The organism is Halegenticoccus tardaugens (genome assembly GCF_004116405.1).
Classification (GTDB): Archaea; Halobacteriota; Halobacteria; order Halobacteriales; family Haloferacaceae; genus Halegenticoccus; species Halegenticoccus tardaugens.
In genome coordinates, this window is record NZ_SDIC01000003.1 from 178,420 (window position 1) to 199,782 (window position 21,363).

Consider the following 21,363-nt stretch of genomic DNA (forward strand, 5'->3'; position numbering starts at 1 on the left):
GCTTTTCTCGCCGGCCCGCCACCGGTCGGGCATGGAGATCGTCGTCTTCGGCGTGGGGAGCCTCGGAAGCCTCGTCGGCGGCCTGCTCGCCCGCCGACACCTGGTAACCCTCGTCGGGCGCGATCCGCACGTCGCCCGCGTCCGCGAGGCCGGACTGCGCGTCTCCGGCGCGATCGACGCCGAGGTCCGTCCGGACGCCCGAACCACCCTTCCCGACCGTTCCGCCGACCTCGCGATCGTGACCGTGAAGTCGTACGACACCGCCGCGGCGGCGGACGCGCTGGCCGACGCGGACGCCGGGGCCGTCCTCTCGCTGCAGAACGGGCTCACGGAGGAGATCCTCGCGGATCGCATCGACGCGCCCGTGCTCTCGGGAACCGCGACGTACGGCGCGAGGCTGCTCGGCCCGGGACGCGTCGAGTGCACGGGCGTCGGGGGGATCGCCCTCGGCGCGCACGGCGGCGGCCGCTCCCCCGTGGCAGAGCGCGTCGCAGCCGCGCTCCGCGCGGCCGACCTCGAAGCGACCGCGGCGACGGACATGCCGCTGCGGCGCTGGGAGAAACTCGCCGTCAACGCCGGGATCAACGCCGTGACCGCCCTCGCACGGGTCGAAAACGGGGCGCTCGCCGACGGCGAGGCGGCGACGCTCGCGCGGACGGCCGCCCGCGAGACCGCCCGCGTCGCCCGCGCCGAGGGCGTCCACCTGACGAATCGGCGGGCGCGCGATGCGCTCTGTGAGGTGGTCGACGCGACCGCCGCGAACCGGTCGTCGATGCTCCAGGACGTCGACGCCGGCGCGCGGACGGAGGTGGACGCGATAAACGGCGTCGTCGTCGAGCGGGCGCGGCGACACGGACTCGACGCGCCGACGAACCGAACGCTCGCGGGACTGCTACGGGCGTGGGAGTCCGAGCGGGAACTTCGACCGGTCGAGGGGGGCGCGGCCGATCACTCCATGTAACCGAGGTCGCGGAGGCGCTGTTGGGCCTCGTCGTCCATCTCGTCGAGCGACTCGTCGGTCACCTCGACGTCGTCCGCCTCGGCCCACGCGCCGCCCGCGGCCTCCTCGAACGCCGCGAGCGTCGACTCGGTCGCCGCGATCAGTTCGTCGCCCGATCCGGCGAGGTTCTCCGCTTCTTCGGGGTCGGCGTCGAGCCGGTAGGCCTCGTCGGGGATGCGGTCGATGCGGACGTACTTCGCCTCCCGCCGCCGCGCCGCGCGCATCCGCGAGTAGAAGCGCGAGTCCTCGGAGATCGTGATTCCGGCCTTCTTCGCCTTCTCTTCGAGCTGTTTCAGCTCGACGACGGGACGGGAGTACTCGACGAACGCGTACTCCCCCTCGCCGCGCTGACCGGGGTCGCGGTCGGCCGCGGGAACCGACGCGAACGAGCGGTACCCCTCGGAGAGGAGCGACCGCGTCCGGTCGAGGGAGACGACGTCGTCGCCCGAAGCGGCCGGAGCGCCGCCTTCGACGTCCAGCGCGTCGAGCACCGTGTGGTAGAGGTCGAGCAGCTCGACCTGATCCTCCCGGCGGCCGCCGTCGAGTTTGGGGTGTTTCACCAGCAGCGGGACGTTCACGAGCGGATCGTACAGGCAGAACTCGTGGCCGTAGATGCCGTGTTCGCCGTGGAGCTCGCCGTGATCGGCGCAGACGACGACCATCGTGTCGTCCCACCGGTCCGTCTCCTTCAGCCAGTCGAAGAGGCGGGTGAGCTGGTCGTCGATGTGGGCGATCTCGGCGTCGTACAGCCCCCGGATCGCCTCCCACTCGTCGTCGTCGATGTCGCGCGCACCCGAGTTGTACTCCTTCGAGTTCTGGCACACTTCGGCCGAGTCGACGCCTGGCGCGAACCGCTCCGCGTACTCCTCCGGCGGGTGGTACGGGAGGTGCGCGTCCATGAGGTTGATGAACGCGAACCACTCGTCCGACCCTTCGACGAACTCCATCGTCCGGTCGATCACGGCGGGCGTCTTCGAGTCCGCGGAGCCGCCGCCGGCGAGCATCTCGTGGGCGGTGTTGCCGAGGCTGACGAGCTTGTCGGCGACGGCGCGGAGCGACTCGTTGTCGTTCAGCGTCTTCCACGCCTTCGCGAGCGGCCCCGACAGGAAGTCGCCGGGCATCACCTCGAAGAAGTTGTCCTGGTCGTCGAAGCCGTCGGTCAGGTGGGTGTACGGCGTGATCCAGGCGTTCGAGGAGTAACACGCGGTGTCGTAGCCCGCCGCGGACAGCGTCTGCGCGAGCGTGGTCGCCCCGTCGAGGTAGGGGTTCTCCTGATCTGCCCCGTGCTGGTGCGGGTACATCCCGGTGAAGAGCGAGGCGTGGACGGGGAGCGTCCACGGCGCGGGCGCGACCGCCCCCTCGAACACGGTCGCTTCCTCGGCGAAGGACGCCAATCCGGGGGTGGTCGGACGCTCGTACCCGTACGGGGTCAGGTGGTCCTTCCGGACGGTGTCCATCACGACGAACAGGACGTTCCGGGGCGACTCGCGACTCATACGTCACCCTCTGCCGGAGGGACGGATAAATCTCCGGTATTGACGCGTCGTCCCGTCACCGAACGAGAACGACGCGCGACCCGCGGAGATCGAAAAGGGCGCTACGCGGGCCTCAGAACGGGGCCTGCGGTCCCTCGTCGCTGTCGTTCTCGCGGGTCTCGCCGGGGAACGACGGGCTCGTGCCGCCACCCATGCCGCCGCCCATCCCGGTGTCCGCGTGGACCGTCTCGATCTCGGGGATCTCCTTTACCATCCGGGTCTTGATCGCCTGGATCGTCATCGGGGAGATGCCGCACCCGGAACACGCGCCGCCGAGCGCGACGGTCACCTCGCCCGTCTCGCGATCGAGGTCGCGGATCGCCGCGGTGCCGCCGTGCATCTGGATCTGCGGGAAGTTTCGGCGCAGAAAGTTCGCCACGCGCTCTTTCAGGTCGTCGTCCGACTCCTGACTCTCCGTGCTCATGTCCCGGCCTTGGTGGTCGGCGTTCTTAGGCTTTTGGTTCACGCGCACGCCGCGCACCGACGAACGCCGGCGTACGGCCGCCGTGCGCCGCGATTTCACGTCCGCACGGCGTCGCTCGCGCTTTGCGTTCGCCCGACGCCGACCACGCGTTACGATCGCTCGACGCCGAACACGCGGTGCAGTTCCGATTCGATCTCCTCGACGTAGCGCGCGAGCGTCGCCTCCAGCTTCTCGTCGTCGACGAGGACGCCGCCGAGTCGGTCGGCCGGGTCCTCCGGCAGTTCGACGTGAAACTCGCCGTCGGCGTAGAACGGCTCGGACTCGTTCAGGATCCCCTGATCGATCGCGTGGATCAACTCGGAGTCGTACGCCTCGTTCATCGTATCGAACGCATTCTTGTACGCCCGCTGGAGCTGCGGGAAGTAGTGGACGTACTTGTCCTCGAACTTCTCGGGATCGAACTCGGTCATATCCGTGGATTCGCCGGAACCCTCAAAAGTCGGCCGATGCCGACGCGGATTGCGTCCGTCGGCGTACATATTTAACCCGTCGCGGTCTCGATGGATGGTGTGAGACGGAGCGCGCGGTTTCACCTGCTGCTCGTCGGGCTCGCCGTCGTCCTCTCGGCCCTCCTGTTCTTTCCGTTTCTCCAGTACGCCCTGTCGGCCGTCCTGCTCGCGTACCTCCTCTATCCGCTGCAGCGACGGCTTGCGCCGCACGTCGGCTCTCGGTTCTCGGCCGTCGTCCTCATCCTCCTCTCGGCGGTCGCCCTGCTCGTCCCGTTCGCCGTCGTCGTCGGCGTCGCGATCGACCAGGCGGTCGACATCCTCCGGTCCGGTGCGGTGGAGTTCGACGAGTCCGCCGTCGAGGCGGGGATCCAGTCCGTGACCGGCGTCGCGGTCGACGTTCCGACGGTGGTGATCGATCCCAACCGGATCGCAGAAGAACTCTTACGCCAGATGGGCGGGCGAACGACCGACCTGCTCGGCGGTCTCTTCGGCGTGTTCGGCGGCATATCGAACGCGCTCATCGGCGTCACCGTGTTCGTCTTTCTGCTCTACTACTTCCTCGCGGACGGCGATCGGTTGCTTCGCTGGCTCGGCGACGCGTCTCCGCTGTCCCGCCGCGTTCGAGAGGAACTGTACGCCGCGACCGACCGGATCATGTGGGCGGTGCTCGTCGGAAACGCCGTGGTCGCGGTCGTCCAGGGCGTCTTGACCGGCGTCGGCCTCGCGGTCGTCGGCGTCTCCAACGTCGTCTTCTGGACCGTCATGACGACGGTGCTCTCCTTTCTCCCGCTCATCGGCGCGTCCATCGTCTGGGTTCCGGCGTCGATCTATCTCCTCGTCGTCGGTCGCGCCGGCGCGGCAGCGTTGCTTTTCGTCTACGGGAGCGTCGTCGTCAGCCTCTCGGACAACTACGTCCGACCGGTCGTCAGCGGCCGCGGCGCGAACCTCAACCCGGCGATCGTCATCGTCGGCATCTTCGGCGGACTGTACCTGTTCGGCTTCGTCGGACTCTTCTTCGGGCCGATCGTGCTGGGCCTCCTGAAGACCCTCGTCGAACTGTACGCGGACGAGTACGGCTCGATTCGTCTTTCGGAGTGACGATCACAGCCGAATCGACGACAGCCCCGCCGCGAGCGCTTCGTCCCACCCGTCGAGGCGGCGCGTCGCCGACACCGACGCCGGCGGCTCGGGCCCGGACGAGTGCTCGCGGAGCGGCAGGTGCCACCGCCCCACGTCGCGCCACTCCCCGCGCTTGTACCCGACGTTCTCGTACGTCCCGACCGGCTCGAACCCCATCGACTCGTGGAGGGAGACGCTCGCCGGATTCGGCAGCGTCACTCCAGCGTAGACGTTGTAGAAGCCCTGCAACCGGAGCAGTTCGAACAGCGACGCGTACAGTCCGCGCGCGATCCCGTTTCGCCGCCGCGCGCGGTGGACGTACACCGAACTCTCGACGGACCACCGGTACGCCCCGCGGTCGCTGAAGGGGCTCGCGTAGGCGTAGCCGGCGACCGTCCCGTCGACCTCGCAGACGAGCCACGGCCGTTCGTCGACCGTCTTCGCGACCCGTCGCCGCACCTCCGCCGTTGACGGGGGGGTCAGTTCGAACGACGCCGCCGACTCACCGACGTGGGGGGCGTATATCTCGCGGACGCGGTCGGCGTCCGCTTCCGTGGCGAACCTGATTTCGACCGACACGATTCGCCTTCTCTCGCGGCGGACATAATCGTTGGTCCGCGACGGACGTACTCGTCGGTCCGCGACGAACGGACTCGTCGACCGACGGCGCGCCAGGTTTCGTCCCCGCGCTACGGCACCGCCCGGCCACCGATCGTGACGGTCACGCCCTCGACGAACGCGCCGTCGTAGTTCGCGGCCGAGAGCCTCGCGGGTTTCCCGACGGGAAAGACGACACCGCCGACGCTCGTCTGGCCCGGCGCGACCGACCCCGTCCAGATCTCGCTCCCGCCCGTCGAGGTCACGCTCAGTTCGCGGACGCCCACTCGCGTCGCGGCGGCCGACGTCAGCGTCACCTTCGCCGTCGTGCGAGCCGTCGCCACCGACCCGGACGGCGACACGTCCTCGAAGACGTTCGAGTCGGCCAGTCCGTCGACCGACGCGCGCAGCCCCGTCCGGAGACAACCGCCCAGGCCGACGGTCGCGACGGTGCCGACGCCGGCGAGGATCCGGCGCCGCGACGCTCGGCGGCGGTCGTCCTCTCTCGCCCGCGCGGCGGAGTCTTCGCGATCCGCGCCCGACTGCGCCCGATCGATCATGCGACCGGCCGTACGCCGCACCGCTGTATCAGTGGTTCGGCCGCGATCGATCCGGACCCCCCGCCTCCACGCGGCTCTTCGTCGACGCCGTCCGGTCCTCTCGACGCCGTCCGATCCTCTCGTCGCCGTTCGACCCTCTCGTCGCTTCCGCCGGCCCGGTCGCCGATCACCCGTCGAGCTGTTCGCCGACGAGTCGGTCCGCGTGCTCGACGAACGCCCGCTGCTCGCCGTTCGAGATCGTCGCCCCGGCGGCGACGTCGTGGCCGCCGCCGTCGCCGCCAACCGCGCGGGACGCCTCGCGCATCACCGCCGAGAGGTCGAGCCCCTGACGGGTCAGGACGCGGCTGCCGCGCGCGGAGACTTTCACCTCCTCGTCGCTCTTCTCGGCGAAGGCGACGATGGGAAGTCGCGGGCTGATCCCGTTCGCGCCCACGGCCATGCCGGCGATGATCCCCACGATGGTCTCGCGGATGCGGGTGCCGGCGTCGAACCACTGGACGTGCTCTTCGACCGTCACGCCTTCCGTCTTGACCCACCGTAACCCCTCCGAGAGGTTCCGTCGGTGGTTTCTGAGCAACGCGCGAGCGGCGTCCAGCGCGCCGTCCCGGTTCCCGAGACAGACGGCCAGTCCCACGTCGGCGCGCTCGTAGCGCGCCGTCGCGTTCAGGAGCGTCGAGAACTCGCTCACGTCGCGCAGCTCCGTCCCCTCCTCCTCCGTCGTGAGCGTGTAGGTCGTCCCGACGAGCGAGTCGATGCGGCTCGCCGGCACGCCCGACGCCACAGCCCGCTGTACCAGCGCGCTGACGACCGTCCGCCGCTCCTCGCCGGAGAGGTCGATCCACCGTCGCCACTCGCCCCCCTCCTTCAGGTCGAGATCGAGATCAGAGAGGAAGGCGATCGTCCCCGCCTCGTCGTTCGAGATCCCGGGAATCCGGACGTCGCTCGCGTATTCGAGGAGCTTCGGGAGCGGCCTGGTTTGTCTGCCGTACAGCGCGAGGTCCCGCGCGGCTTCGAGGACGCCGGCCTCGACGCCCTCCTCGACGATCCGCTCGTTCGCCCCGGTCAACCCGCCGTTCGAGCCTTGCATGTCGCCGACGGCTCCGACGACGGCGAGCGCCGCGAGGTCGCGGTTGTCGACCCCGTCGGTCTCCAGCGCCCGCGCGAGCGCGTAGCTCGCGCCCGCCCCGGAGAGTTCGGACGCGCCGTCGACGCCGAAGAGGAGGGGGTTGAGGTGGAACTCGGTCTCCGCGTCCGCCGGTCGGTGGTGGTCCGCGACGACCGGCGTGAAGGCCCCCGCCGCCTCGCGTTCGGCGATGAGATCCAGTTGCCCGCTCCCGAAGTCGGTAAAGAGCACCGTGTCGTGGTCGGTCGCCGCGATCGCCGCGATCTCGGACTCGTCGAGCTGCTTCGAGAACACGGTGTCGAAGGGGATCGACGCCCGTTCGAGCGCGCTCGCGGCGACCGCGGCGCTCGTGAGGCCGTCGGCGTCGATGTGCGACGCGAGGAGCACGCTGTCGGCGTCTCCGAGTCGCTCCGCGCACGCCGACGCGCACTCCGCCAGTTCGGGAACCGGACCGTCCATTACCCGACGGTAGGCGCGGTTTGGAATATAAACTTCCGGCTCCCGGCTCGCGCTACCGTTCGAGAAACGCCCGCGTCGCGTCCCTGCAGTCGTCGTCGCGCCGGAGCTGCGAGAGCGCACCCACGACGCGATCGCGCGCGCCCGCGTCCGACGCGCTCCGGGCGGCGTGCCGCTTCGCCGTCGCGATCGATGCGGCCGGCGACTCGGCGATCCGCTCGACGAACGTTTCGACCGTCGGCTCCAGTTCCCACTCGGGAACGACCCGGTTCACCAGTCCCCAGTCGAGCGCCCGATCCGCGTCTATCGGCTCGCCCGTGAGCGAAAGCTCCATCAGGCGCTTTCGGCCGCCGACGGCGGCGACCCGCTCGACCGCGTACGGCGGGTACGCGCCGATCCGCGTCTCCGGCAGCGCGAACGTCGCCCCCTCGACGGCGACCGCGAGGTCGCAGCCGACGACGAGTTCCATCCCGCCGCCGTAGGCGAGCCCGTTGACCGCCGCGATCACGGGCACGTCGAGTTTCTCGACGCCGAACAGCGCCTCGTGGAGGCAGTCGCCGAGCTCCTCCACCTCGGCGGCGGTCTCCGCCCCGTCGATGACTTCGATGTCGTCGCCGGCGCAGAACGCGTCGCCGACGCCGGTGAGCACCGCCGCGCGCGCCTCCGCTTCCGCTCGCTCCAGCAGGCGCGCGAGCTCGCGCCACCCCTCGACGTGGATCGCGTTGCGCTTTTCGGGCCTGTCGATCGTGATCCACGCGGCGTCGCCGCGACGGTCGTACGAGAGCATGGGTGTGCGTGTCTCTCCCGCGTCGCTTATAACCGCCGCCGGACACCGACATCGGCCGATCGTGGGACGCGGCGGCCGATCGGCCGCCGCGTCCCGCCACGTCGTCCCGTCTCACTCGTTGTACGTCGGAGCCGCGGCCTCGACGACCGCGCAGGCCAGTTCCTCGAAGTCGGCGCGCTCCGGGACCACGTCGACGTCGACCCCGAGCCGTTCCGCGGTCCGCCGCGTCGGTTCGCCGATGGCCCCGACGACCGCCTCGTTCAGCCCCCGGAGCGCGTCCTGACGAACCCCGCGATCCTCGGCCGCCGCGAGGAAGTTCTCGACGGTCAGGGACGAGGTGAAGACCGCCGCGCGCAGATCCCCGTCGGCGGCCAGTTCCACCGACTCGCCCGAACCCTCGGGTCGAACGAGCCGGTAGAGGACGGTTTCGCGCACGTCCGCCCCGGCCTCGCGCAGCCCGTCGAGCAGCACGTCGCTGCCGTGGTCGCTCCGGGCGACCTCGACGCGCGCGCCCGCGACGTCGCCGTCGAGCGCGGCGACGAGTCCGGTCGAGGTGAACTCTTCGGGGATTCGATCGACCCGGTATCCGGCGTCGCGGAGCGCGTCGGCGGTCGCCTCGCCGATCGCGCAGACGACCGTCCTCTCGTCGGGCACCCACCCCGCCTCGGCCGCGAGTTCGACGCCCGTCTTGCTCGTGAAGATCGCGTAGTCGGCGTCGTCGGTCCGCGGTACCTCGCCCGTCGGTTCGACCGCGAGCATCGGATCGGGGACGGGCGTCGCGCCGAGCGAGTCGAGCAGCTCGACCGCCTCGCGCAGTCGCTCGTCGGCCGGGCGGAAGACGGCGACGGTGACCTCGCGCGTCACGGCTCGCCCCCCGCGTTCTCCAGCAGATCGAGGACGCGCTCGCGGGTCGCCGCCACCTCGCCGATCACCGCGATCGCGGGCGGTTCGATCCCCTCGCGGTCGCGCACCGCGACGATGGTTTCGAGCGTCCCGGTCGCGACGCGCATGTCGGGCCACGTCGCCCGCTCGACGAGCGCGACCGGCGTGTCGGGGCGCTTCCCCGCCTCGACCAGCGCACGGGCGTACTCGGGGAGCTTTCCGACGCCCATGAGGACGACGATCGTCCCGCCGGTCTCCGCGAGCGCCCGCCAGTCGACCGCCGACTCCTCCTTCGTCGGGTCCTCGTGGCCCGTGACGAACGACACCGACGAGGCGTGGTCGCGGTGGGTGAGCGGGACGCCGGCGACGCCCGGGCCGGCGACGGCCGAGGTGACGCCGGGGACGACCTCTACCGGGATTCCCTCCCGCGCGAGGTGCTCCATCTCCTCGCCGCCGCGGCCGAAGACGAAGGGGTCGCCACCCTTCAGTCGGACGACGGTCTTCCCCCGGCGGGCGAGTTCGACCATCCGACGGTTCGTGTACTCCTGCGGGGTCCAGTCGCCGCCCGCGCGCTTGCCCACGTCCTCGCGCTTCCCCTCGGGGATCGTCCCGAGGATCTCCGGCCCGGGGAGCTTGTCGTGGAGGACGACGTCCGCCTCCTCCAGCAGGCGTCTCGCTTTCACCGTCATGAGGTCCGGGTCGCCGGGGCCGCTCCCGACGAGGTAGACGGTACCAGGGGCGTCCGACGCCGATTTCTCGCGCTCCCCCATCTCACTCACCCCGCTTTCCTTCCGTCTCCTCGTCCGCTTCCGCCTCGCGCGCCGCGCGCTCGATCAGCTCCGCCGCGCCGCGGTCGCGCAGGTCGTCCGCGAGGTCCGCGGCGGCGTGCGCGTGGTTCTCGACGGGGAGGTCCCGGGAGGTTTCGACGACCTCCTCGCCGTCCGCGCTCAGCACCTGCGCGCGGACTCGGACGTAGCTCCCCTGCACCACGGCGTTGACGCCGATGGGCGCCACGCAGCCGCCGCCGAGTTCCGCGAGCACCGTCCGCTCGACGGTCGTCTCGACGCGCGACCGCGGGTGGTCGACGGCGCGTTGTATCGCCTCCGACGCCTCGCCGGCCGCGCCCGTGACCGCGATGGCCCCCTGTCCCGGCGCTGGGACGAACGCGCCCATCGGGAGGCGCGAGGACGCGACGTGGCGGTCGAGGCCGCTCCGGCGCAGTCCGGCCTCCGCGAGGACGATGGCGTCGAACTCAGCGTCTGCGTCGCGGCCGAGCGCCCGCCGTTCGAGCTCCGAGAGGTCGTCGAACCACTCCTCGGGCCGTCGGTCGTACGCCGGTTCGTAGTCGTCGTCTCCGAGGTTCCCCTTCCGGTCGGCGTCGGCCTCGACGCGCGCTTCGTGCTCGCGCTGGAGGCTCGGCGCGAGGAGTTTCTCCACGCGCGTGTCCACGTTTCCGCGGAGGGGGACGACGGAGAGATCCGGCCGGGCGTTGAGGAGCTGCGCCTTCCGCCGGAGCGACGACGTCCCGACGACGGCCCCCGACGGCAGGTCGTCCAGATCGCTCCCGTCGGGCGTGAGGAGCGCGTCGCCGGCCGACGCGCGCTCGGGGACGCCCGCGACGAACAGCTCCGGCGGCGACTCCGTCGGCATGTCCTTCATCGAGTGGACCGCGGCGTCGACCTCGCCCGCGAGGACCTTCTCGTCGAGCGCGCGGACGAACGCGCCGGTCCGCCCGAGGCGGTGGATGAGTTCGTCCCGCAGCCTGTCGCCGCGCGTCTCGACCTCGACCAGCTCCACGTCGTAGCGGCGGTCCGAGAGCGCCTCGCCGACGCTCGCCGCCTGTCGCAACGCGAGGTCGGAGCCTCGCGTCGCGAGCCGCAGGGTCCCGCGTGTGCTCATGGTCGGTGATGTGCGCCCGACGTTGAAAAGGACACCAGTTCCGACCCTCCGGCGGTCCGACGCGCCCGTGCCCCCACGTTCCGGCGGCCGGTGCGCCGGCACCTCCCCTACGGCGTTCCGACGTGCTCGTGCCGGAGGTAGAGGTAGTACACCGCGAGCGGGACGCTCACGACGAAGTTCGTCACGATCACGCCCGCGAGCGCGACCAGCCCGTACAGCACCGCGTCGGGGCTCCACTCGGACCCGGACCGCGCGACCGCCTTCGCGTCGACGTAGATCGCGAGGGGAAAGAGCACCGCGAGGACGAGGCCGGGGAGCGCGAGGACGAACGCCGCGACGGAGAACAGGAGGACGTTCGTCAGGCTCGCGAGGCCGCCCAGTCCGGCGACGTCGAGCGCGAACCCGAAGGCGAACGCGACGAACGCGACGACGGCGGCGACGACGAGCAGGACGAAGTAGACCGGGACGGCCGCGATCCAGTACCACCACCGCGAGTCGACGTCCGCGTCGGGGAGGTACCGGTCGAGCCCGCTGTCGCGATCCGTCGCCGTGCCGACCGCGGTCGGCGCGCCGGGCTCGCGTCTCGTCGCGCGATCACCCCCGCGGTCGACGGCTCGGTCCGATCGGTCGGATCGACTCGTCCGTTCGTCCCGGTCGTCCGGCGGCTGATCGTTCATATCCCCGGGTAGTCGTCGCCGGCGTATAAATTAGCGCGCCTCAGAGCGCCTCCTTGTACGCCTCCAGCGTCCGCTCCACGTCCTCGTCCGTGTGCGCGTAACAGACGAACTGCGACTCGAACTGGTTGGCCGTGAGGAAGACCCCGCGATCCTTCATCTCCTGCCAGAAGATGCGCTCCCAGCGCTCCGTCTCGGCGTTCGACACGTCCGCGCCGGTCTTCGGGCAGTAGTCGTACCGCGGGCAGTCCGGACGCTGGCGACAGCCCGCCGCGCACTGGCCGTCGAGGTCGGAGGGGCCCTCGCGGGTGAAGATCGTCTTGAACATGCTGTCGGTGCCGACGACGGTGTACTCGGGGGCCTGCTCCTCGCAGATCTCCGTGATCCCCCGTCGGAGCTTCTCGCCGAGGCGGTCGACGTGCTCGTACACGTCGTTCTCGGCGGCGTACGTCAGGTACGCGTGACCCGCGGCCATCGTCACAGGGTGGCCGGAGAACGTGCCGGACTGGAACACGTCGCCCGCGGGGCTGAAGTGCTCGACGACCTCCGCCCTGCCGCCGATCGCGCCCACGGGGAACCCGCCGCCGACGATCTTCCCGAACGTCGTCAGGTCCGGCGTAACGCCGAACTTCCCCTGCGCGCACCCGAGGCCGCCGACGCGGAAGCCCGTGATCACCTCGTCGAAGATCAAGAGCGCGCCGTGTTCGTCGGTGAGCCGGCGGAGCGTCTCGTGGTACCCGTCGACGGGCATCACGATGCCCGTGTTGGCGAGGATCGGCTCGACGAGGACGGCCGCGATCTCGTCGCCGTGCGCCTCGAACGCGTCGCGGACGGCCCCCTCGTCGTTGAACGGGACCGGGAGGGTGTGCGCCGCGAACGCCTCGGGGATGCCCGCCGTGCTCGGCCGCGGGCTCTCCGGGTCGCCCTCGACGAGCGTCGACTCCTGCGCGCCGTGATAGCCCCCCCGCATGACGACGATCTTGTCGCGGCCGGTGTAGCCGCGCGCGAGGCGGACGGCCGAGACGGTCGCCTCGGTGCCGGAGTTGACGAACCGGATCATCTCGACGCTCGGGACGTGCCTGGCGACGAACTCCGCGTGCTCGACCTCGATCTCCGTCGGCGCGCCGTACATCGGGCCGTCGCTGGCGTACTTTTGGACCGCCGCGCGGACGGGGTCGGGCATGTCGTGGCCGTACAGCAGCGGTCCGTAGCCGAGCACGTAGTCCACGTACCGGTTGCCGTCGGCGTCGATGACGTGGCCGCCGTCGCCGCGCTCGACGAAGAAGGGGTACGGTCTCGTCGCCCGCACCGACGAGTTCACGCCGCCGGGCATGACCGACAGCGCCCGGTCGTACAGGTCGCGGGAGCGATCGTGGTTCACGCGGGGGCACCTCCGGACGCGCGTTCGCAGGTCGCCGAAGGCGACGCTCGTTCCGCCCGGTCCCGGTGCCGCGATCTCGACGCGTTCATGCGCCGCCGTTGGAATGCGGGCTCCAAAGTAGTTTCTGAGCCGCGCGCCGCCTCGGACCGCGTCGCGTCGCCTCAGACGGCGTCCGGTCCGCGCTTGCCGGTGCGGACCTGCACGGCGTCGGCGACGTCGATGACGAAGATCTTGCCGTCGCCCGGCTCGCCGGTGTTGGCGGCCTCGCGGACGGCGTCCACCACGTCGTCGGCCGAGATGTCGGCGACGACGCACTCGATCTTCACCTTCTGGTGGAGGTCGACCGTGTACTCCTCGCCGCGCCACTGGCCCTTCTTCGCGGGCTGGCTGCCGCGGCCGGAGACGTTCGTGACCGTGAGCGAGGGCGCGCCGACCTCGGCGAGCCCCTTCTTCACGTCGCCGAGCTTGTCCGGTCGGACGATCGCGACGACCATCTTGATTTCCCCGTCGTTCGGGACGTCGTCGCTCATCGCTCGTCACCCCCCTCGACGCGGATTCCGCCGTCGGGGCGGATCGGCGCGCCCGCGCCGTCGGCGACGGCGTCGGGCTTACCGAACTCGGGGTAGGTGTCGACCCCGTGCTCGGAGCTGTCGAGCCCCTCGCGCTCGTGCTCGGGCGTGACGCGCGCCTCGCCCAGCGCCTTGATGCCGCCGAAGACGGCGGCGGTCGCGGCGAACGTCCACAGGGCGATGACGGTGACCCCGATCGCCTGCGGGACGAACAGGCTCACCGCCTCGGCGACGCCGCCGCCCGCCCACACGTCGACGGCGAAGGCGGGGAAGACGAGCGCCCCGAGGATGCCGGCCGACCCGTGAACTGGGAAGACGGCGCACACGTCGTCGATCTTCAGCCGCTTCTCGACGAACTCGAAGACGATGGGAAGCTGCGCGCCGGCGAGCAGGCCGATGGCGAGCGCGCCGGGCCAGACGATGGCGTCGGTGTTGCTCGTGATGCCGACGAGGCCGGCGAGCAGGCCGTTCGCGACGTACAGGGTGTCGACCTTGCCGGTCTTGTACAGCGCCATCGCGGCCGCGCCGATCGCGCCCGCGGCCATGCCGAGGGTCGTCGTCAGCGCGACGCGGCCGACGTAGCTGAAGTCGCCGAGGACGACCTCGCCGCCCTCGACCGCGAGGGGGGCGGCGGCCGTCCCGACGTTGAAGCCGTACCAGCCGAATGCGAGGACGAGCGTCCCGAGGGCCGCGAACGTCAGCGAGTGGCCGGGGATGACGTTGACCGTCCCGTCGTCGTTGAAACGGTCCATCCGCGGGCCGATGACCCACGCCGCGGTGAGGCCGGCGATGCCGCCCATCCCGTGGACGATCATGCCGCCGGCGAAGTCGTGAAAGCCGAGCGCGTCGAGGAAGCCGCCGTCCCACGTGAAGCCGGTGACGACCGGGTAGATGACCGCGGCGAGGAGGACGGTGTAGGCGACGTACGCGCGGAGCTTCGCGCGGCCGGCGACGGCCCCGGAGACGATCGTCGCGGCGGTCATGGCGAACACCGCGCCGAACAGCCACCCGACCCAGTCGACCGACGACGAGGGCTCGTACACGTCGGCGAACGCGCCGGCGACGGAGTAGTCGCCGCCGCCGGTGATCCCGCCGACGACGGCCGAGATCGCCGCCCCCGCGAGGAAGAAGACGATCACGCCGACGCTCCACGTCAGGAGGTTCTTCGTCAACTGGTTCGCCACGTTCTTCGCGCGCACCTGCCCCGCCTCCAGCATCGCGAAGCCCGCGTGCATGAAGAAGATGAGGAAGGTGACGACGAGCACCCACACCATGTTGACGCCCTCGACGATCGCGGCGGCGTCAGTCTGCAGGAGCGGTTCCATCACGACGACACCCCCTCGGGTACTATTTTACGGACGATACGTGGACAGATGTTCACGGTTGAGACGAAATCAACCGCATACTTCTTCCAAATCACGGTAGAAGATCATGGAACGGCGGCATATAAGGGTTGGTGTTGAATATGGGAATTTTTCTGCCCTCTCGATAGACGAACGTTCTATTTAAGATCGAATAAGGGTTGTATAAGGTCATACTCCCACCACCGGCTGGACAAATGTTGCCGGAGTATTTGACGAACGTAGTGTCGATCCGCTGTCTTTTACGGGGCGTTCCGTCCGACCCGCGCGACGGACGGCGAGCGCGCGATCACAGACCGGACGCCACGTCCTCGGCGAAGTACGTCACGATGAGGTCCGCGCCCGCGCGCTTGATCGACAGGAGCGACTCGCGCGCCGTCGCTTCGAGGTCGAGCCACCCCTTCTCCGCGGCGGCGTGGAGCATCGCGTACTCGCCGCTGACGTTGTAGGCGGCGACCGGCCGGTCGAACTCCCGGCGCACGTCGCGGACGACGTCGAGGTACGGCAGGGCCGGCTTGACCATCAGCACGTCCGCGCCTTGCTCGACGTCGAGGCGCACCTCCCGCACGGCCTCGCGCGCGTTCGCCGGGTCCATCTGGTAGTGTCTGCGGTCCCCGAAGGCGGGCGCGCCGTCGGCGGCGTCGCGGAACGGGCCGTAGAAGGCGCTCTCGAACTTCGCGGCGTAGCTCGTGATCGGCACGTCCGCGAACCCGGCCTCGTCGAGTCCGTCGCGGATCGCGCCGACCATGCCGTCGGTCATGCTGCTCGGGGCGACCATGTGCGCGCCCGCCGCCGCGTGCGAGACGGCGACCTTCGAGAGGAGGTCGAGCGTCTCGTCGTTGCGAACGGTGAGGCGGGGATCCGTCTCGGCGTCGCGTTCGGTCACCCCGCAGTGACCGTGATCGGTGTACTCGCAGAGGCAGACGTCGGTGATCACGTACGCGTCGGTCTCGGCGACGATCCGGCGGGTCGCCTCCTGAACGACGCCGTCCTCGGCCCACGCGCGGGTTCCGCGCCCGTCCTTCGACCGCGGGACGCCGAACAGCATCACCGCCTCGACGCCCGTCTCGCGCACCTCCTCGACGCGCTCGACCGCCTCGTCGACGGGCACGCGCTCGTGACCCGGCATCGAGTCGATCGGGAGCCGCTCGTCTGCCGTCGCGTCGACGAACACGGGAGCGACGAGGTCGGTCGCCGAGAGCCGCGTCTCCGCGACCAGCGGGCGGATGCCGTCGGCACGGAGGCGTCGCGGTCGGTCTCTGAGATCCATGCCCGCACTTGTGGCGCTCGGCCCAAAACCGCATCGCTCGCGATCGAACTCCTCGAGCACGAGGGCGCGCTCGCGGGCGACGGCTCGACGATCGGGAGCGCGGCGCGAACTCCACCGGATCGGGGCGTTCCCGGCCGCCGGACCGTCAACCGCGGGTCACAACTCATTTAGCGGAGAACGCGGAAGGTATCTCCGATGGTCACACCGGTCCTCCAGCTTCAGGAGATGCCAGCCGAACTGCAGGCGCTCTTGGAGTCGGAGTACGCCTTCCTCGTCCTGCTCGGGATCTTCGTCCTCGAAGGCGCGATGCTGATGTACGTCATGCCGAGCGAGCTGATCGTTCCCGGCGCGATCGTGCTGATCGGCGACACGTCCAGCTTCCTGTCGCCGCAGAACTTCGCCATCATCAGCGTCGCGGTCGTCGGGGCCACGATCGGCCAGTACGCGCTGTTCAAAGTCGCCCGCCGCGGCGGCCGGGAGTACCTCCTCGAAAAGCGGTGGTTCCGAATCAGCGAGGAGAAGCTCGACCGCTTCGACGGCTGGTTCGACCGGTGGGGACCGATCGTCGTCCTCCTGAGCAACACGATGCTCTTTACCCGAGGTATGTTGACCGTCCCCGCCGGCTTCTCGGAACTCTCCGACCGGAAGTTCGTCGCCTACTCGGCGCTCGGGACGCTCTCGTTCGAGGTGATCCTCGCCGGCCTCTTCGTCTTCCTCGGTCGCCTGCTCTGACCGTCTTCGTTCCCCTCGGGGAATCCCGCCCGACCGTTTCGCGGCGCGCGATCCCGCCTCGCTCGGCGAACTCCACGGCGTCCGCGCCGGCGACCACGACCCCGGTGACGTGCTGGAGAGGGTGCGCGATGCGACGGACGAGGAGGAGCGCCGCGAGGACGAACGCGCCGAGCGCCTCCGACCGTCCGAGAACGCGGAAAACCCGGGCACCGCGTCGAGAGCGCGCGGAGCGACGCCGCGTCAGTCGGTTCGATCCACGTCGAGCCGCTCCCGGAGCGCGGCGAGGCCGTCCGAGTCGGCGAGCGCTTCGAGGCGCTCGCGGAAGTGCTCGTCGCAGAGGCCGACCCTGACGCCGTCCTTCTCGGCGGCGTAGGCGGCCTCGCGGTCGCAGTAGTGACAGTACATACGCGGCCTTCGCGCCCGAGGGGGTTGAAGCCTGCGCTGTCGGAAACGGTGCGAGAGAACCGCAGTCGCGCCGCGAGTGACTACGGCCGGGGGAGCCGCGCCTCGAACGCCTCGAACGCGTCCGCGGGGGGTCCGGCCAGTCCGAGCGTCCGTCCGTGAGCGTCGCTCCCGCCGGTCGCCAGCAGCCCGTGCTCCTCGATGATCGCGTCGATCGGTCCGGGGTCGACCGGCCGCTCGTACGGATAGTACCGCTCGACTGCGTCGAGGTGCGCCGTCAACGCCAGCGCGGCGTCGGGATCGGCGTAGCGGAACGGGTGCGCGAGGCTCACCACCGAACAGGCCTCCGAGAGCAGTTTCACCCCGCGCTCGAAGGACGGGATCCGACGGGGGACGTAACACGGACCGTCGTCGCCGATGAGGTCGTCGAACGCGTCCTGGTAGTCGTACGGCGCGTCGCTCGCCTCGACGGCGCGGGCGACGTGCGGCCGGCCGATCCCCTCCCGCGCTTCGACGTCGAGGTCGACCCCCAGGTGCGCCTCGACGCGCGCGACGATCTCCCGCCCGCGCTCGACGCGGTTTCGTTGGATTCGATCCAACTCGGTCGCGAGCGCCGCCGTTCGCCGGACGCCGTAGCCGAGGAGGTCCACCTCTCCAGCGCCCCTTTCGCCGGCGTCGACGCGGAGTTCGATCCCCCGGACGACGGTCACCCCGTCGAGACGTCGGACCGGCGCGTCGAGACCGGGATGGACGCGGTCGTGGTCGGTGATCGCGACGGAGTCGATGCCGGCCGTCCGCGCCGCCGCGGGAACCTCCGAGAGCGTCAATCGTCCGTCGGAGGCCGTCGTGTGGACGTGGAGGTCCGCGACCGGCGGGGGATCGGTGTCGTCCATGCGCCTCCCTCGGCGCGTTTCGCGCAAAGCGCTTGCGACATTAAGGACTATTAAGGAATCCGGAGGCTCTAAGGATATGCATGGAAAATCGTTATAATTATCGTCCGGGTAGGATCTGGCGATGCGACTCAACCGCACTGCCGACGCGTTCGACGGCCACGAGTACCCGATGACGAGCGAGGAGCTCATCGAAGCGTACGGCGACCGGGTCATCGAACTCCAGAACGGCGAGGAACGGTTCGGCGCGGTGCTCGAACGCCTCGGTTCGCAGACGTACGAGAACCCCGAGGACGTCCGCGACGCGCTCTTTACGTGCGTGAGCCACCGCGCGATCGGTCGGCGGTTCTACAGCGACCGCGACCCGTTCTCATTCGGCGAGTACGGTCCCGAACCGCTGTCGTTCTGACCGCCCTCGGTCTCGAACCCGGGGGGTCACCCTCCACGTTTTTCGCGGCACCGAAGTCGGCGGCTCGGAAGTCGCGACGCAATCAGGAGACGGCTCCGCGCCACTCTGCGCTACACCCATTCGAGCGCCCCGTCCAGGTTCAGCGGCAGCGATCCCTTGCTGTACGCTTCGATCCGGCCGGAGGGTCGCGCCCGGAGCACGACCGCCGGCCGGTGGCGGACCTCCGGTTTCTCCCCGCACACGGCCAGCCAGTCGTCGTCGGGAAAGGACGAGCAGTCGACGAACAGGACGACCCCGCCGCCGTGGCGTTCGAGCTGACCGTTGGTCTTCGTCTCGGCCGTGTCGCGGACGGCGGCGACGGGCGTGTTCGCGCTCCGCCGGTTCGGCGGCAGGGGGCGCGTCACCTCGACGAGCGTTCCGGTCCCGTCGGGCCCGTCCGCGCGAAAGTCGAGCGAGTGACCGGTGGTCACCTCGATCTCGGGCGTCACGTCGTAGCCGGCGTCGTAGAGCACCTTCGCGGCGGTGAATTCGCCCATCGCGGCGCTCATCCGCACGGGGTCGAGGTGCTTCGACGTGCCGAGCTTTCCGGCCATCTCCTCGCGGTACCCGTCGAGCGTCCCCGTCGCGAGGAAGTCGTCGTAGAACGCGAGCGCCTCGTCCCGGGTCGCGTCCGGGAACCCGGCGGCGTGCTCGTCGAAGAACCGTCGGGTGGAGTCCCGACCGTCCTTCGAGAGGAAGACGGGAAGGAAGAACCACGAGACGTGCGGGTACGGCTCCAGCCACGGCGTCTCCTCGTACAGCTGCGCGAGCAGCTCGCGCTGCACCCAGCGCGCGACGGGGTACGGCACCGCCTCGAACCTGTACTTCGTCGTCCGCCACAGCTCGCTCGGCGTCTCGGTGTTTCCGACCCAGTACCCCCCCGGCGTCGGCCCTCCGCCGGTCCCGTCCGGCCCCTCGTCGCCGTCGACCGTCCAGCAGAACAGCGCGACGTCGCCGTTGTCCATCTCGAACCGCCGAGCGTCGTACCCGGCGGGCGGTCTGAACCACGAGCGTCGCATCGTCGCGCCGAGATTCGAATCGAGCGGGGTCAACAGGTCGCGGCGGATCCGGTCGAGCGTCCATCGACCGGGGGCGTACCGTGGGCGAAGGGGTCGGGCCACACCAGCTATACGGGCTTCGAGATTAAAGTCTCCCCCTTCTCGTCGCCGGTCGCCCGCGGTTTCTCCGCATCGTTCGTGTACGACCGTTACATATATGTGCGCGAAATTGTTACGTTATGTCGTAGCATGTCAATGGGTGCCTACGACGAAACCGAACACGAGCGTCGAGAGCAGAAGACCGGCCAGATCGACATCGAGTTCGACGACCGTCGCACGGACTTTCACGGGTCGGTCGAATTCGATTCGGGGGAGTCCGCCGAAGCGCTCCTCGACCAGTTCCGGCGCATCAAATCCGACCGGGCCGAGTAACGACTCATCCTCCCGAGCGGGATAATCGCGAGCGCCGACGCGAGGATCATCGCGGCGACGTGACCGCCGACGGCGAGCGGCAGCACCGGTTCGGACGACCGGCCCCTCGACGACCCACCACGACCGCATCCGCGCTCACCACCCCGGCGTTCCCGGCGCGCCGCGGGCGTCTTCGACGTCGCTCGCGGCGTCGGGATCGGCTCTCCGGTCGGCGTCGCGCCCCGCCCGAGTCTTCCACTCCCCGATCGCCCGCCCGACCCACGAATCCGCGTCGAGGACGCGTTCGCGGGCCGACGCCGCGCGCGCTTCGTTCACGTCGCTCGTTCCCGGGCTGGAGCCGACGGCCGCGCCGACGAACTCCGCTCGGTCCGCGGCGGTGAGCGCGCCCTCGGCCGCGCGGGCGACGACCCCGCGGAGACGGTCCGGCGTCGGGTGGACGAACAGCACCGAACCGACCGCCTGCGGTCCGAATCGCGGGCCGTGCAGGTCCCCGGGGACGGACCGCTCCGCGAGCCGTTCGCCGCCGAACGCCGCCTCGACGCGCTCGCACTCGGTCTCCCTGCCGAGCGCGAGGTTCCGACCCGGGTAGTCGGCGCACGCCTCGGGGTACAGGTCGTCGCCGTGAATGCGGCACTGGAGCGTCCGCGGATCGAGGAAGGCGCACGCGTCGAGCCACCGGGCCGGCAGGCCGAACGGTCCGATCGGCTTCGGCGGTTTCCGCAGGCCGACCGAGAAGACCGGTCGACCGTCGAGCGCCGCGAGGTCGCGCCCGTCGATCGCCACCGTTTCGTCCCCGTCGGCGGTGAACAGCCGCGGGACCAGCGCGTCGCCGTAGCCGGCGTCGAGGAAGTCCCGGACCTCGTCGCGCGTCAGCGGCACGAGGTTGTACGCGTCGTCGAGCGGCCGGCGCGGTCCCCGCCGCTCGTGGTCGTTCCCCTCCGGACGCACCGGCCGCCAGTCGACGCAGCATCCGGCGCAGCCCTCGCAGTTCACCTCCATGCCCCGTGGTTCGGCGACGCGGCGTAATAGCTCTCACGGGCGACTCCGTCCTCCGACCGCGACGCCTCCTCGTCGGAGCGTTCTTTTCCCCCGAGCGCGTTCGTCGGGCAATGAGCAGCCAACCGTGCGACGGCTGTGGCCGTCGGGTGCGAATCGCGGGCGGGATCGGCGACTTCTGGTCGTTCGCGGGCGAGTCGTCCGGCGGGATCGACCTCGAACTCGCGGACGGGAGCGACCACTTCCTCTGTTTCGACTGCGTCGAGCGGCTGCCGGACGACAGGGAGGTCACGGCCGCGGACGTCCGCGCGCTGTGACA

At 70.4% G+C, this 21,363-nt stretch carries 25 protein-coding genes; 6 read left to right on the forward strand and 19 right to left on the reverse strand.

Translation table 11 applies throughout. The annotated features are described in order from the left end of the window. Positions 1–31: 31 nt before the first annotated feature. Positions 32–961, forward strand: a complete 930-nt coding sequence (locus C3L37_RS08435) for a ketopantoate reductase family protein (RefSeq protein WP_129114172.1) — start codon at positions 32–34, stop codon at positions 959–961. Here the strand turns inward: C3L37_RS08435 and C3L37_RS08440 are convergent. The 3 genes from C3L37_RS08440 to C3L37_RS08450 form a co-directional block, all read right to left on the reverse strand. Beyond that, on the reverse strand, positions 949–2,496 hold the full coding sequence (locus C3L37_RS08440) for a sulfatase (protein ID WP_129114173.1): 1,548 nt from the start codon (positions 2,494–2,496) through the stop codon (positions 949–951). The genes C3L37_RS08435 and C3L37_RS08440 overlap by 13 nt on opposite strands. Positions 2,497–2,608: 112 nt before the next feature. Then, positions 2,609–2,959 carry a NifU family protein gene (locus tag C3L37_RS08445; protein ID WP_129114174.1) on the reverse strand — a complete coding sequence of 117 codons (351 nt, stop codon included), beginning with the start codon at positions 2,957–2,959 and terminating at the stop codon, positions 2,609–2,611. A gap of 149 nt (positions 2,960–3,108) precedes the next feature. Beyond that, positions 3,109–3,429 (reverse strand): DUF5783 family protein, encoded by a 321-nt coding sequence (locus C3L37_RS08450; protein WP_129114175.1) that lies wholly within the window; start codon positions 3,427–3,429, stop codon positions 3,109–3,111. A gap of 99 nt (positions 3,430–3,528) precedes the next feature. On the opposite strand from C3L37_RS08450, the gene C3L37_RS08455 reads away from it, so the two are divergent. Further along, positions 3,529–4,566, forward strand: a complete 1,038-nt coding sequence (locus C3L37_RS08455) for an AI-2E family transporter (RefSeq protein ID WP_228546181.1) — start codon at positions 3,529–3,531, stop codon at positions 4,564–4,566. Positions 4,567–4,569: 3 nt separating this feature from the next. Here the strand turns inward: C3L37_RS08455 and C3L37_RS08460 are convergent, their stop codons facing one another. The 12 genes from C3L37_RS08460 to hemB form a co-directional block, all read right to left on the reverse strand. Beyond that, a complete protein-coding gene (locus tag C3L37_RS08460) occupies positions 4,570–5,166 on the reverse strand; it encodes a GNAT family N-acetyltransferase (protein ID WP_129114177.1) in 597 nt (198 codons plus the stop codon). Between the two features lie 110 nt (positions 5,167–5,276). Continuing rightward, on the reverse strand, positions 5,277–5,744 hold the full coding sequence (locus C3L37_RS08465; protein ID WP_129114178.1) for a hypothetical protein: 468 nt from the start codon (positions 5,742–5,744) through the stop codon (positions 5,277–5,279). A gap of 166 nt (positions 5,745–5,910) precedes the next feature. Further along, positions 5,911–7,326 carry a DHH family phosphoesterase gene (locus tag C3L37_RS08470; protein ID WP_129114179.1) on the reverse strand — a complete coding sequence of 472 codons (1,416 nt, stop codon included), beginning with the start codon at positions 7,324–7,326 and terminating at the stop codon, positions 5,911–5,913. A 52-nt stretch (positions 7,327–7,378) separates the two neighbouring features. Continuing rightward, positions 7,379–8,110, reverse strand: a complete 732-nt coding sequence (locus C3L37_RS08475; protein WP_129114180.1) for an enoyl-CoA hydratase/isomerase family protein — start codon at positions 8,108–8,110, stop codon at positions 7,379–7,381. Between the two features lie 111 nt (positions 8,111–8,221). After that, complete coding sequence (locus C3L37_RS08480) at positions 8,222–8,974, reverse strand: uroporphyrinogen-III synthase (protein WP_129114181.1); 753 nt, start codon at positions 8,972–8,974, stop codon at positions 8,222–8,224. Then, a complete protein-coding gene (gene cobA / locus C3L37_RS08485) occupies positions 8,971–9,762 on the reverse strand; it encodes a uroporphyrinogen-III C-methyltransferase (RefSeq protein WP_129114182.1) in 792 nt (263 codons plus the stop codon). Before cobA ends, C3L37_RS08480 begins: the two co-directional genes overlap by 4 nt. Before the next feature lies 1 nt (position 9,763). Then, positions 9,764–10,891 (reverse strand): hydroxymethylbilane synthase, encoded by a 1,128-nt coding sequence (gene hemC / locus C3L37_RS08490; protein ID WP_129114183.1) that lies wholly within the window; start codon positions 10,889–10,891, stop codon positions 9,764–9,766. A 107-nt stretch (positions 10,892–10,998) separates the two neighbouring features. Then, positions 10,999–11,568 (reverse strand): hypothetical protein, encoded by a 570-nt coding sequence (locus C3L37_RS08495; protein ID WP_129114184.1) that lies wholly within the window; start codon positions 11,566–11,568, stop codon positions 10,999–11,001. 40 nt (positions 11,569–11,608) lie between these two features. Further along, positions 11,609–12,946: a glutamate-1-semialdehyde 2,1-aminomutase gene (gene hemL, locus C3L37_RS08500; protein ID WP_129114185.1), complete on the reverse strand. Its 1,338-nt coding sequence runs from the start codon at positions 12,944–12,946 to the stop codon at positions 11,609–11,611. A gap of 161 nt (positions 12,947–13,107) precedes the next feature. Beyond that, positions 13,108–13,476: a P-II family nitrogen regulator gene (locus tag C3L37_RS08505; protein ID WP_129114186.1), complete on the reverse strand. Its 369-nt coding sequence runs from the start codon at positions 13,474–13,476 to the stop codon at positions 13,108–13,110. Further along, positions 13,473–14,840, reverse strand: a complete 1,368-nt coding sequence (locus C3L37_RS08510; RefSeq protein WP_129114187.1) for an ammonium transporter — start codon at positions 14,838–14,840, stop codon at positions 13,473–13,475. Before C3L37_RS08510 ends, C3L37_RS08505 begins: the two co-directional genes overlap by 4 nt. A 325-nt stretch (positions 14,841–15,165) precedes the next feature. Beyond that, a complete protein-coding gene (gene hemB / locus C3L37_RS08515) occupies positions 15,166–16,146 on the reverse strand; it encodes a porphobilinogen synthase (protein ID WP_129114188.1) in 981 nt (326 codons plus the stop codon). A 195-nt stretch (positions 16,147–16,341) separates the two neighbouring features. Between hemB and C3L37_RS08520 the strand changes: the two genes are divergently transcribed. After that, positions 16,342–16,878 (forward strand): DedA family protein, encoded by a 537-nt coding sequence (locus C3L37_RS08520; RefSeq protein ID WP_129114189.1) that lies wholly within the window; start codon positions 16,342–16,344, stop codon positions 16,876–16,878. Between the two features lie 240 nt (positions 16,879–17,118). Here C3L37_RS08520 and C3L37_RS24300 read toward each other — a convergent pair whose 3' ends face one another. Both C3L37_RS24300 and C3L37_RS08530 read right to left on the reverse strand, forming a co-directional pair. Further along, positions 17,119–17,283 carry a DUF6757 family protein gene (locus tag C3L37_RS24300; RefSeq protein WP_164974723.1) on the reverse strand — a complete coding sequence of 55 codons (165 nt, stop codon included), beginning with the start codon at positions 17,281–17,283 and terminating at the stop codon, positions 17,119–17,121. Positions 17,284–17,363: 80 nt separating this feature from the next. Further along, complete coding sequence (locus C3L37_RS08530; protein ID WP_129114190.1) at positions 17,364–18,173, reverse strand: PHP domain-containing protein; 810 nt, start codon at positions 18,171–18,173, stop codon at positions 17,364–17,366. A 121-nt stretch (positions 18,174–18,294) separates the two neighbouring features. Here C3L37_RS08530 and C3L37_RS08535 point away from each other — a divergent pair, with 121 nt between their 5' ends. Next, positions 18,295–18,579, forward strand: coding sequence for a DUF5789 family protein (locus tag C3L37_RS08535; RefSeq protein ID WP_129114191.1), 285 nt, complete (start codon positions 18,295–18,297; stop codon positions 18,577–18,579). A gap of 110 nt (positions 18,580–18,689) precedes the next feature. On the opposite strand, the gene C3L37_RS08540 is transcribed toward C3L37_RS08535, so the two are convergent. Further along, entirely contained in the window at positions 18,690–19,739 is a 1,050-nt protein-coding gene (locus tag C3L37_RS08540) for a DUF5784 family protein (RefSeq protein WP_129114192.1), read from the reverse strand. Positions 19,740–19,865: 126 nt separating this feature from the next. Here C3L37_RS08540 and C3L37_RS08545 point away from each other — a divergent pair, with 126 nt between their 5' ends. Further along, positions 19,866–20,048: a DUF5786 family protein gene (locus C3L37_RS08545; protein WP_129114193.1), complete on the forward strand. Its 183-nt coding sequence runs from the start codon at positions 19,866–19,868 to the stop codon at positions 20,046–20,048. A gap of 135 nt (positions 20,049–20,183) precedes the next feature. Here C3L37_RS08545 and C3L37_RS08550 read toward each other — a convergent pair whose 3' ends face one another. After that, the gene (locus C3L37_RS08550) at positions 20,184–21,047 is read right to left on the reverse strand and encodes a YkgJ family cysteine cluster protein (RefSeq protein ID WP_129114194.1); all 864 of its coding nucleotides are present in this window, start codon (positions 21,045–21,047) and stop codon (positions 20,184–20,186) included. Positions 21,048–21,157: 110 nt separating this feature from the next. Between C3L37_RS08550 and C3L37_RS08555 the strand changes: the two genes are divergently transcribed. Next, a complete protein-coding gene (locus C3L37_RS08555) occupies positions 21,158–21,361 on the forward strand; it encodes a DUF7561 family protein (RefSeq protein WP_129114195.1) in 204 nt (67 codons plus the stop codon). Positions 21,362–21,363: the final 2 nt, after the last annotated feature.